The organism is Nostoc sp. FACHB-888, from assembly GCF_014696655.1.
In the GTDB taxonomy this organism is placed as follows: Bacteria; Cyanobacteriota; Cyanobacteriia; order Cyanobacteriales; family Nostocaceae; genus Nostoc.
This window is the reverse complement of the sequence record NZ_JACJQM010000135.1, coordinates 1-12,166: the sequence shown is the minus strand read 5'-3', so window position 1 is coordinate 12,166 and position 12,166 is coordinate 1. Positions and strand designations below refer to the sequence as shown.

Sequence of the window (12,166 nt, the reverse complement as noted above, 5' to 3'; positions counted from 1 at the left end):
CCTCTTTTGTCACTCTGGGGAAATAAAAATTGAGGCTAAATGATGAAACCTAGATTTAGTGGGAAGATTAGCGATCGCAAGCTAATAAAAACCTTCAAACAAAGCTCTACAGTTAAAATCCTATCCGGGCAAGGGTTACAGATTATTCTCTGCCGAAAGTGACAAAAGAGGGATAAGGCAATTTCTGTTAATAAATCTACCGTCGCCGTTAGTTTCGACTTCTCTGCGAGACGCTACGCGAACGCTCAACCAACTAAGTCATTGAGAGTTGAGCGACTCCTTAAAGGAAGAGAGAAATAGAAGTGAGGTTTTTCAGATACCGTGAAAAGTCAGATTCCCTACACCCCACACCCTGCCGCAAAGGGGCATATAAAGCTTCACCCTACATTGAGGAAGCACCGAAACGATAACCTTTGCCGTAAACTGTGTGAATCAGCGCAGTTTCTCTACCTACCTCAATCTTACGGCGCAGCAAACGAATTAATGCCGCGATCACATTACTACTAGGTTGTTCTTCGTCTGACCACAAATTTTGCATAATCTGGGCATGAGTCATTAGTTGTCCAGTGTGTTCCATAAAATATTGCAGCAGCTGGCTTTCTTTTTGCGATAGCTCAATTATTCGTCCTTGGCGATAGGCTACTTGATTTTCCCAATCGAGTTCTAAATCACCTACAGTTAAACGTCCGGTGGTGGTTTCATAAGTTTGGGAACCGGAACGACGCAATAAAGCACGGACTCTCGCTAATAACTCCCGCAGTTCAAAAGGTTTAACTAGATAGTCATCTGCACCAGCATCTAAACCTTGTACGCGGTCATCTAGAGTATCCTTAGCTGTGAGAAACAGCACGGGAGTGGTTTTGCCTTGCCGTCGCAATTGCTGACAAATCTCTAACCCCGTTTTTCCTGGCAGCATCCAATCTAAAATTAGTAGGTCATAACTGCCTGTTTGTGCATGTTCGTTGCCACTTGTGCCATCGTAAGCGGCATCTACAATGTAACCCTCACGAGTTAATAAGCGACTCAAGGGTTCAGTTAATTCAACTTCATCATCAACTAATAAAATTCTCATGCTGCTTGTGGTAAGCATATAGAGATATTATTCAACTGCCAGAACGCCAAGGATATCAAGAAAAAGAATGCTGACTGTTGCATTGCCAAAAGGGGAACTCCTTAAAAATAGCATCCGCCTGCTACAATCTGTGGGATTAGATTTTAGTGCTTTTTTAGATTCAGGAACTCGCCAACTTCAAATTCCTGACACTAAGGGAATTGCAAAAGCTTTGTTGGTAAGGGCGCAAGATGTGCCTGTTTATGTCGAATATGGTCAGGCACAACTGGGTGTTGTCGGTTACGATGTGCTGCGAGAGAAGCAACCGCAAGTTGCCCACTTGGTGGATTTGCAGTTTGGGCATTGTCGGATGTCAGTGGCGGTAAAAGCATCCAGTTCTTACCGATCGCCTTTAGATTTACCACCGCATGGTAGAGTTGCTTCCAAGTATGTGAATTGCGCTCGTGAATATTTCCACAGTCTAGATTTACCTGTGGAAATAGTGCCGTTGTATGGTTCAGTTGAACTAGGCCCGATTACTGGAATGTCAGAAGCGATCGTGGATTTGGTTTCTACAGGGCGGACTTTGCACGAAAATGGTTTGATTGAAGTTGCAACTCTTTATGAAAGCACGGCGCGGTTGATTGCCCATCCTTTGAGTTACCGCCTGAACACCGGTAATTTAAGTGATGTGATTGCCAAGCTGCGAGAAACCGTTTTGGTAGAGGTGTAATAGTAATGCTGTCAAGGTGACGTAATTCACGGTTTATCGAATAGCCCAAAGAAACCTCACCCTAATTTTGCTTGTGCAAAACCTGTCCCTCTCCTTACTAAGGCTACGGTGTACACACAAGTCCTAAAAATTTAGCTTGATGACGCTTTCCTTATTCTCATGTAAAGCATTGTCAGTCGATACAATGGCATTGTCAGTTGATACAATAACATTGTCAGTCGATACAATGGCATTGTCAGTTGATACAATAACATTGTCAGTCGATACAATGCCATTGCAGGTTAAGAGACTTGTGTGTGTAGAACGTAGCCTTGTTAAGGAGAGGGATGTCTATGAGGACAAGGTGAGGTTTTAATGATTAGTAGGTAGTCCGCAACAATTAAATCTCTTCATACAGACTAAATTTGTTTACACTAGAATTAGCGCGATATGTACGGACGGGCTACGCCTACGCAATAATTTTGCGTCATATACAGGGAATGCTTGCTACTAAAAATCACTTTTAATGCGAATTTAGCATTTTGACAGAATTTAACAGGCTTTCCTGAACAGCCAGAGGCGGGGAAAAGACTAAGAATTATTACAAGAGATTAAGCTATTCTTGAGATAGCAACCCTAATGACTGGATATTACATTTAAATTTATTAAGAAAAGTTAATGAAAGCTGGACAAATTGATACAGAAGTGGCGAGGCTAGAAGCCCTCCGCCAGTATCAAATTCTTGACACCGAACCGGAAGAAGCTTACGACAATCTTGCTCAGTTAGCGGCATTTATTTGTGGTACGTCCATATCCTTGGTAAATTTCATTGATGAAAACCGTCAATGGTTTAAGGCAAAAGTAGGTTTAAATCTATCAGAAATGCCCCGGTGTATTGGGTTATCTTACCTTTGCCAAGAGCGGCGTAATGTTGTGGTGGTTCCTGACACCCTAGCTGATGAAACATTAGCAAATAATGCGGTAGTAACTGGCTATCCATATATACGGTTTTATGCAGGTGTACCCCTAATTACTCCCAAGGGAGATATGCTGGGAACTCTGTGTGTAATTGACCAAGCCCCAAAAGAATTGAGCCAAAAACAAGTGGAGGCGCTTGTAGCTCTAAGTCGCTTGGTAATCGACCAATTAGAACTCAGGCGTCATATAACTGAAGTATCTCAAGTTACCGAGAAGCTCGTAACGTACCAGCAAGCAGCACACGCCGAGTCAGAATCGGCCAGAATCCGCATTGCTAATTTGCTAGAAAGCATCACTGATGCATTTTTTGCCTTAGATAAAAAGTGGCGATTCACCTACATTAATGGTCAAGCAGAACTGCTGTTGCAAAAAACCCAGAATGAATTATTAGGTCAAAGCATCTGGGAGGTATTTCCAGAACTCATAGACACTACATTCCATCGTGAGTATCACAGGGCAATGTTAGAACAGGTGAGTGTAGAATTTGAGGAGTTTTATCAGCCACTAAACTGCTGGCTGCAAGTCCACGCTTATCCTGCAAAAGACGGGTTGTCTGTTTATTTCCAAGACATTACTGAACGACTGCGAACAGCAGAAGCACTACGAGAGAGTGAAGAACGTTGGCACTTAGCATTACATGGTAATAATGATGGTATTTGGGATTGGAACCTCAAGACTAATGAAGTGTTCTTCTCAACTCGGTGGAAAGAAATGCTCGGTTATAAAGACCACGAAGTTTCCAACGGTTGGGATGAATGGACAAAATTAATTCACCCCGATGAGCGAGATTGGGTACTTCAAGCCTTCCAAGACCACTTTGCCAAGAAAACGCCGTTTTACGTCTGTGAATATCGAGTCCAATGCCAAGACGGCAGCTATAAATGGATTCTAGATCGAGGACAGGCACTTTGGGACGCATCGGATGATATAGTGCGGATGGTGGGTTCTTATACAGATATCACAGATCGCAAGCAGGCAGATGAAGAATTAAAGCGGCAGAATTTGCGATCGCAATTATTTGCTGAAATCACTCTGAAAATTCGAGAATCTTTACAAATAGACGAAATCCTTCAAACCACGGTAACAGAGGTACAAAAACTACTACAAGCTGACCGAGTTTTAATTTTTCAAATAGAGCCTGATGGTTCAGGAACAGTAGTGCAAGAGGCGGTGCTACCCGGTTGGCCGGTAATTTTGGGAAGAAATATTTTTGATCCCTGCTTTAAAGAAGAATATATAGAAAGATATCGCCAAGGAAGAGTGAGTGCGATGGAAGACGTTGAAACCGCTCACATTCAACCATGCCATCGAGAATTTCTTCAGCAGTTTGCTATCAAGGCTAACCTCGTAGTACCAATTCTCGTCAGGGACAGCATTTGGGGCTTGTTGCTGGCTCATCAGTGTGCTGCACCTCGACGGTGGAATAACTTTGAGACGGAGTTGTTAAAGCAACTAGCTAACCAAATTGGGATTGCTTTATCTCAAGCGCAACTATTAGAAAAAGAAAGCCAGCAAAGTCAGGAACTCGCTCGTTCTAATGCAGAATTGGAACAATTTGCTTATGTAGCTTCTCATGACTTGCAAGAGCCATTGCGGATGGTAACAAGTTATTTACAACTACTAGAGCGAAGATACAAAAATCAACTTGATACTAATGCCGATCAATTTATCAACTATGCAGTAGATGGGGCGCGGCGGATGCAGACCCTAATCAATGATTTGTTGAATTATTCTCGCGTTAGTACCCGTGGACAGCCCTTTATGCGAGTAAATTGTAGTATTGTCTTAGAACAGGCGATCGCTAATCTGCAAATTGCGATCGCTGATAGTCAAGCAATTGTTACTCACGATCCTCTACCTGAAGTAATGGCTGATGTTACCCAATTGATACAAGTATTTCAAAACCTGATTGGCAATGCAATCAAATTTTGCCGTCATCAGCAGCCACAAATTCACATTGGAGTAGCGAAGCCAAATGCAAATCCAGATGGGGAAAGTTTAAATGTTATCCCGTCGGTAGATGAATGGTTGTTCTGGGTACGCGATAATGGTATTGGTTTGGAATCCCAGTATGCTGAACGTATTTTTATAATTTTTCAGCGATTGCACGGTAGAGATAAGTATCCGGGTACTGGAATTGGTCTGGCAATTTGTAAAAAAATTATAGAACGCCACGGCGGCCGGATCTGGGTTGAGTCAAAACTGGGTGAAGGCTCGACTTTCTACTTCACAATTCCAGATAAAGCAGGTAAGCAATCGTGGGCATCATAACAGGGATTATGCCTATTGAGGTTTTGTTGGTAGAGGATAATCCAGGCGATGCCCAACTTACACGCATCGCCCTAGAAGAAAGCAAAATCTCTATTCACTTAAATGTGGTTGAAGATGGTGTAGAAGCAATGGCATTCTTGCGAAAGCAGGACAAATACGTTAAAGCAGCCCATCCAGATATTGTGCTGCTCGATTTAAATCTCCCCAGAAAAGATGGGCGAGAAGTACTAGCAGAAATTAAAGGAGATGAAAACCTCAAGCGAATTCCTGTAGTAATTTTGACGACTTCCCAAGCTGAAGAAGACATCCTTAAAGCCTATAATTTATGTGCAAACTGTTATATAACTAAGCCAGTAGATTTCGATCAATTCGTTAAAATTGTACAATCAATAGAAAATTTTTGGTTTGCAATCGTAAAACTGCCACCGGAGTAGTGGAAATGGCAGGTAAAAACATTAAAGTCTTATTAGTAGAAGATAACCCTGGTGATGTCTTTTTATTACAGGAGTTTTTAAAGGAAGTTACCACAGTTGTAGTTGATTTATCGCCCGTTGAGCGACTCTCTGAAGCACTCAATTATTTAACCAAGGAACTTTTTGATGTAATTTTGCTAGACCTCTCGCTGCCAGATAGCCAGGGACTCGAAACTTTTGTCATCGCTCACCATCAAGCAAAAGCCACTCCGATAATTGTGCTGACGGGTATAAACGATGAAACCCTAGCAATTAGAGCAATGCAAGAAGGAGCGCAGGATTATTTGGTGAAAGGGCAAGTAACTGGGGACTTGCTGGTACGCTCAATGCGTTATGCCATCGAACGTCAACGGGCAGACAATGCACTGCGTCAGAGTGAGGAACGATTTCGGGTTGCCCTGAAAAATTCTCCCATCTTCGTCTACAACCAAGATTGCCAGTTACGGTACACCTGGGTTTACAATCCTTCCTATGGATTGACTGTTGAAGAAATATTGGGCAAACAAGACTTAGATATTATCCCAGTTGAAGATGCTCAACGTCTCACCATAATTAAACGTGGAGTATTAACCACTGGCATAGGAACGCGAGAGGAAGTATCAATAACAATCAAAGATACAACTCGATATTACGATTTGACTGTTGAGCCATTGCGGAACGAATCGCAAGAAGTTGTTGGCGTGACATGCGCCAGTATTGATATTAGCGAACGACAAGCCGCACTGCGCGATCGCAAATTGGCAGAAGAAAAAATCCGCGAACAAGCAGCATTACTTGATGTCACCACAGATGCTATTTGCCTGCGAGATTTAAACAATGAAATTATCTTCTGGAACAAAGGCGCAGAAACACTTTACGGTTGGAAAGCGACAGAAGCTTCGGGCAAAAATGCTAGTGAGCTTTTGTATGACGAATTTTCACCAGAAATCGAAGCAGCTCTTTTACAAGTTGTTAGTAAAGGAAAGTGGCAGGGAGAGTTAACTAAACTTACCAAAACTTACAAGGAAATCCTTGTTGCTAGTCGCTGGAGTTTAGTGTGCGATGAACAAGGGAAACCCAAATCAATTCTCACCGTTGACACAGATATTACCGATAAAAAACACCTAGAAGCCCAATTGTTTCGCGCCCAACGCCTGGAAAGTATTGGCACTTTAGCTAGCGGCATTGCTCACGACCTCAACAATATCCTGACACCGATTTTGGCAGGAGCGCAATTGTTACCACTCAAATTTCCTGATGCAGATGAGCGAACTCGCCATCTACTAGAAATTTTGGAAATCAACGCTAGACGCGGTGCTGATTTAGTCAAACAGGTGCTATCCTTTGCGCGGGGTGTAGAAGGGAAGCGAATCACTTTGCAACTCAGACATATAATTGTGGAACTTGGCAAGATTCTCAAAGAGACATTTCCCAAATCCATAGAAATCAGCACTGATGTACCGCAGGATTTATGGATGGTTTCTGGAGATAGCACCCAACTACATCAAGTGCTGATGAACCTCTGCGTTAACGCCCGCGATGCTATGTCCAGTGGCGGTAGTTTGACTATCTCTGCCGAGAATTTGTTGATTGACGAAAATTATGCTCGCATGAACCTGGAAGCCAAAGAGGGGCCTTACACAGTGGTTACTGTCTCCGATACTGGAAGTGGGATACCTAGAGAAATCTTAGATAGAATTTTCGAGCCATTCTTTACCACAAAAGATGTGGGGCAAGGAACAGGGTTAGGACTTTCCACCGTGCTGGGGATCGTTAAAAGCCACGGAGGTTTTGTAAACGTGTCTAGCGAACCAGGAAGTGGCACTAGCTTTAAGGTTTACTTACCAGCAGTGGAAGGAATGGAAACACTCACTCCAGAAGAATTGCCACCACAGACAGGACATGGAGAATTGATTCTGGTTGTGGATGATGAAGTTGCTATTCAAGAGACTACGAGGACATCGCTGGAAGCTCACAACTATAGAACCCTAATTGCGGGTGATGGCATTGAGGCGATCGCGCTGTACGCTAAAAACAGGGACAAAATTAGTGCTGTACTAATGGATATTATGCTGCCCTCCCTGGATGGTTTAACTGCCATCCGTACCTTGAAAAAAATTAACCCCCAGGTCAGAATTATTGCCAGCAGTGGACTTATGTCTGACAATAAGCTCAGTGCATTAGCTGCTATTGGTGTCAATACGTTTTTGTCGAAGCCCTATACTGTCAACGAATTATTGTTTTCTTTACAGAAAGTACTATCTTGAGTCCATTAATTACGCAAATATACTGTTAACATTAGTACAAAAAGCTGCTTTATTAATGTGAGTGTAAATTGCCTGGATTTGATATGATTGAGCATCGGTTAATACACTTGTCTTACTGATACCCATCCCATTTCAGTTTAATAATACAAATACGTTGGTAGGGGCATGGCATTGCCATGCCCTTACAAGAAATCTATCTATATGTATTGGGTTTTCGTGAATTGGTATTATTTATGCGTTCAGCTTGCCTAAATCAATATGCCTCGGTTTCTTAAATTAATCATCAATATAGTAGTCTTAAGTGCATTGTTACTTATATCACAGCAAGTTTGGGCGCAAGATTGGCGTCCGGTTCGTGGTGGTATCCCTTTTGGTATCAGTGGTATGGCTTTAATAGAGCAACAAAGCAATTCCTTAGATTTTCTGATTGCCCATGACAACAAACAAAAAAATCAAGGTCGTTTAGCAATCATCAGTATTAAGGGTAAGAACCAACCTGAATATTTACCATTAAACTGGCCAAATAACATAGAATTACCCATCGATTTAGAAGCTTTAACATCTGTTCCAGAAAAAACAAAATCCTCTTTTATAGCTTTAACCAGTTCTGGAAAAGCTTATTACATCAGGTTAGAGCCTGCTAATAAGACCATTTCCCTTATTAAAGAATTCAATCTACCAGGAATTATTCAAGGAAATAATTTTGAAGCATTTGGATTACAAAATATAGAAAGTAAATTAGTTGCTATTTGGGGGCATCGAGGTGAAGGAGAACAACCAGCAACTATTTTTTGGGGAATGTTTGATTTGGCTAAATATCAAATTACTCTTGCAGGTTCTGCCAATCTGAAAGTACCATTTCCATCTGGCAATGTTCGTCATATTTCAGATATTAAGGTAGACCCCGTAGGAATTGTGTACATCACTTCAACAAGTGATGCTGGAGATGATGGCCCATTTCAGTCAGCGGTGTATGTTGCTGGACACCTGGGATTCCGTGGTAACAAAATTGCATGGCGGCAAAATCCTCAACTTGTTCCCCTTTACCGCTCTGATTACCACAAAATTGAAGGTATGGAACTTGTTCCAGGTGCAGAAGGCGGTTTGATTATTGGTACAGATGATGAGAATTTGGGTTCCTATGTATATATTTTGGGTGGAAATAGCTGAAGTATATCCTTTGATAACTTGTGTAAACAGGCATCATGATTTTGAGAATTGCTCGTTTATTTGCGATCGCCTAACAGTTTCCTTGAACAATATTCATATATTGAAGGTTTTGTCAACTTATTTAGTGCGATCGCAACCTGTTGTGGATTGACCATTATCTTATCGATAAAGGCCACTCATTAATTACCCCTACACATTAAACCGGAACAACATCACATCCCCTTCCTGCACAACATACTCTTTACCCTCACTGCGAACCAACCCTTTCTCCTTCGCAGCATTCATCGAACCAGTTGTTACCAAATCTTTATAAGCAACTGTTTCAGCGCGAATAAATCCCCGCTCAAAATCACTGTGGATTACACCAGCAGCTTGAGGTGCAGACATTCCCGCATCAATTGTCCAAGCGCGGGTTTCTTTAGGGCCACAAGTGAAATATGTTCGCAAGCCTAAAAGTGTGTAAGTTGCCCGGATCAACGATTTCAAACCGCCTTCTTCCACACCTAAAGACGCGAGAAAATCAGCTTTATCTTCCTCTGGTAATTCTACTAATTCAGCTTCAACTTGAGCCGAAACTATCACAACTTGAGCATTTTCTGTGGCTGCAATTTGCCGCACTGTTTCCACAAAATGATTACCAGTTGCCAATTCATCTTCAGATACATTCGCGGCGTAGATAATCGGTTTATAAGTGAGCAGTTCTAATCCTTTAATAATTTCTGTTTCTTCTTCATTCAAGCTTACCTGACGCACCGATTTACCTTCATTTAAAGCCGCAGCTAATTTTTCTAAGACTGTGATTTCAAACTGTGCATCTTTGCTGGTTCGAGCTTGTTTGCGAGTGCGGTCAATTCGCCGCTCAATTTGTGCTAAATCTGATAAACCCAGTTCTATATTAATGATTTCAATATCCCGTGCTGGGTCAACAGAACCAGCAACGTGGATAATATCGTCATTCTCAAAACAACGTACCACATGGACGATCGCATCAACTTCTCGGATGTGGGACAGGAATTGATTCCCTAATCCCTCACCCTGACTAGCACCTTTAACTAAACCGGCGATATCTACAAATTCAACCCGCGCCGGGATAATTTGTACCGAACTGGCAATCTTAGCAAGAACATTTAACCGTTCATCCGGTACTGCGACAACGCCGACATTCGGTTCAATCGTGCAAAAAGGGAAGTTAGCTGCTTCTGCTTTAGCATTAGCAACTACAGCATTAAATAAAGTAGATTTTCCGACGTTGGGAAGTCCGACAATTCCGGCTCTTAGCATTTTGGATTTTAGATTTGAGATTTTGGATTACATTACCAAGTTAATCTAAACAGGTTCCGGTATGGTTTGGGGAATTGGTGCTGGAACCGTCTGAGGAATGGGAGCAGGTACTGGTTCTGGTACAGGCCCCGGTACAGGTTCAGGACTAGGTAGCGGACTCGGCTCAGGATTGGGGCTAGGTAGCGGACTCGGCCCAGGAGTAGGAATTTGTGGTTCGGGTATAGAAATCGCAGTAGGATTAATCATCATAAATCTAAATTAAATTATTCAACCTCCCCACGCTAGATGACAACCTCATCTGTTGACATCTCCCCAAATAGCTATACCCACGAACACATCCTTTAATAATCTTCTCATTCTCTGCGTCCCTTTGCGCTTACCTTTGCGCCCCTCTGCGTTTAAACTCCATCCTCAATTCACCACCATTTGCACAAAACTACTCCTCCTTCACCTTTTCTACCACCTCTGGCACTGGATCGTAACCACCTGGATGAAACGGATGACAGCGCAAAATCCGCCGAGTTGCCATCCAGCTACCACGCAACACTCCAAATCGTTCAATAGCTTCAATAGCATACATCGAACAAGTTGGTTGAAAGCGACAAGTCGGGAGAAACAACGGCGAGATAAACATTCGGTAGCCCCGAATCAGCCAAATCAACAATAATTTCATTGCAGCTACCCAAATCTTATAAATTAGTAACAGGGATAAAAATTTTCATTTTGTTGCATCTTTGCTAATTACATTTTCTGACTTCACCTCAATTCCAGTTTTCTGGCTGCAAATTGCCTCGGCTGCAATTTGGGTGTTACTCATCCTCCTGATTGCAGGCGTGGTAAACCGCATTGCCGACAAGCCAGAAATCGTGCGGAAGATAGTTCATATTGGCACTGGTAATGTGATTTTAATCGCTTGGTGGCTAGATATTCCCGCTAGCGTAGGGATTACAGCTTCTATTTTAGCGAGTGCAATCACCTTATTATCCTACCGATTACCAATTCTTCCTGGTATTAATAGCGTTGGACGACAAAGTTTAGGGACGTTTTTTTACTCCGTCAGCTTCGGTATTTTAGTCGCCTGGTTCTGGTACTTGCAACAACCCCAATACGCAGCACTCGGAATTTTAGTAATGACTTGGGGAGATGGATTAGCAGCCTTAATTGGGCAACGTTTTGGTAAACATAAGTATAAAGTTTTTGGGACAGAAAAAAGTTGGGAAGGCTCCCTAACTATGATGCTCGTTAGCTATGTCGTCTGTAGTTTGATTTTAGTTGGAACTCAAGAAAACAGTTGGCAAACTTGGGCAGTATCACTATTAGTAGCAGTTATAGCTACGGCTTTAGAGGCTGTTTCATTGTTGGGTATTGACAATTTGACAGTACCTTTGGGCAGTGCTGCCCTTGCCTACTTTTTAAGTCAGTTAGTTTTGAGTTAGTAATTGCCTAGAGTCCTATTCCTAATTGAGCAAACAAGAGATAGTGCTAAAAATTCATCGTTAGTTAATAAATAGCCTGCAACGTTTCGGGGTTGAGTAAATCGGACTATATCTCACTAGCACTATATTTGAGATTAGAAAAGAAATTGGATGTTAAATTATGGCTTGGGAAATTACCACTGAAGAGTTGTTGAAAAAGTACACTTCTGGTAAGCGAAACTTTGCTGGCGCTGTAGTAATTAGAGAAAGAGGATATGGGCGCAACTATATTGACCTAGAAGGTGCTGTCTTGCGGGATATCAACTTGCGTGGAGCCGATTTGAGTTTCGCTGATTTGAGTGGAGCCGATTTGAGTAGAGCCGATCTCTTTAGTGCTTCTCTGATAGAAGCTCGGTTGGATAGTGCAATAGACCTCTTGCAGAATTGATTTTGTGTTATAATGATTGGTTTTCTTAATCTGAATGGGGTGAGATAACTAAAAAGATTGATGCCTGGGGTATTTATAGCGATAGTTGTAATCGCGGAACGTCTGACAGAAAAAACATCAC

At 42.2% G+C, this 12,166-nt stretch carries 11 protein-coding genes; 7 read left to right on the top strand and 4 right to left on the bottom strand.

The window, feature by feature from the left end; all coding sequences use genetic code 11:
- Positions 1-382: 382 nt before the first annotated feature.
- Positions 383-1,072 (bottom strand): two-component system response regulator RppA, encoded by a 690-nt coding sequence (gene rppA, locus H6G26_RS33335; protein ID WP_190735237.1) that lies wholly within the window; start codon positions 1,070-1,072, stop codon positions 383-385.
- 67 nt (positions 1,073-1,139) lie between these two features.
- On the opposite strand from rppA, the gene hisG reads away from it, so the two are divergent.
- The 5 genes from hisG to H6G26_RS33310 all read left to right on the top strand — a co-directional run bounded on the left by hisG (position 1,140) and on the right by H6G26_RS33310 (position 8,901).
- Complete coding sequence (gene hisG, locus H6G26_RS33330) at positions 1,140-1,784, top strand: ATP phosphoribosyltransferase (protein ID WP_190735234.1); 645 nt, start codon at positions 1,140-1,142, stop codon at positions 1,782-1,784.
- A gap of 657 nt (positions 1,785-2,441) precedes the next feature.
- Positions 2,442-5,012 (top strand): GAF domain-containing protein, encoded by a 2,571-nt coding sequence (locus H6G26_RS33325; protein WP_190735232.1) that lies wholly within the window; start codon positions 2,442-2,444, stop codon positions 5,010-5,012.
- 8 nt (positions 5,013-5,020) lie between these two features.
- Positions 5,021-5,446 (top strand): response regulator, encoded by a 426-nt coding sequence (locus tag H6G26_RS33320; RefSeq protein WP_190735226.1) that lies wholly within the window; start codon positions 5,021-5,023, stop codon positions 5,444-5,446.
- 5 nt (positions 5,447-5,451) lie between these two features.
- Positions 5,452-7,731 (top strand): response regulator, encoded by a 2,280-nt coding sequence (locus tag H6G26_RS33315; protein WP_190735224.1) that lies wholly within the window; start codon positions 5,452-5,454, stop codon positions 7,729-7,731.
- 258 nt (positions 7,732-7,989) lie between these two features.
- Positions 7,990-8,901, top strand: coding sequence for a hypothetical protein (locus H6G26_RS33310; RefSeq protein WP_190735222.1), 912 nt, complete (start codon positions 7,990-7,992; stop codon positions 8,899-8,901).
- A 189-nt stretch (positions 8,902-9,090) separates the two neighbouring features.
- Here H6G26_RS33310 and ychF read toward each other — a convergent pair whose 3' ends face one another.
- From ychF to yidD, 3 genes are all read right to left on the bottom strand, one after another.
- A complete protein-coding gene (ychF, locus tag H6G26_RS33305) occupies positions 9,091-10,182 on the bottom strand; it encodes a redox-regulated ATPase YchF (protein WP_190735220.1) in 1,092 nt (363 codons plus the stop codon).
- Between the two features lie 45 nt (positions 10,183-10,227).
- Positions 10,228-10,428, bottom strand: coding sequence for a hypothetical protein (locus H6G26_RS33300; RefSeq protein WP_190735239.1), 201 nt, complete (start codon positions 10,426-10,428; stop codon positions 10,228-10,230).
- A gap of 190 nt (positions 10,429-10,618) precedes the next feature.
- Positions 10,619-10,855, bottom strand: coding sequence for a membrane protein insertion efficiency factor YidD (yidD, locus tag H6G26_RS33295; RefSeq protein WP_094330550.1), 237 nt, complete (start codon positions 10,853-10,855; stop codon positions 10,619-10,621).
- 61 nt (positions 10,856-10,916) lie between these two features.
- On the opposite strand from yidD, the gene H6G26_RS33290 reads away from it, so the two are divergent.
- Positions 10,917-11,618: a diacylglycerol/polyprenol kinase family protein gene (locus H6G26_RS33290; protein WP_190735218.1), complete on the top strand. Its 702-nt coding sequence runs from the start codon at positions 10,917-10,919 to the stop codon at positions 11,616-11,618.
- A 160-nt stretch (positions 11,619-11,778) separates the two neighbouring features.
- The gene (locus H6G26_RS33285) at positions 11,779-12,045 is read left to right on the top strand and encodes a pentapeptide repeat-containing protein (protein ID WP_190735215.1); all 267 of its coding nucleotides are present in this window, start codon (positions 11,779-11,781) and stop codon (positions 12,043-12,045) included.
- Positions 12,046-12,166 lie beyond the last annotated feature (121 nt).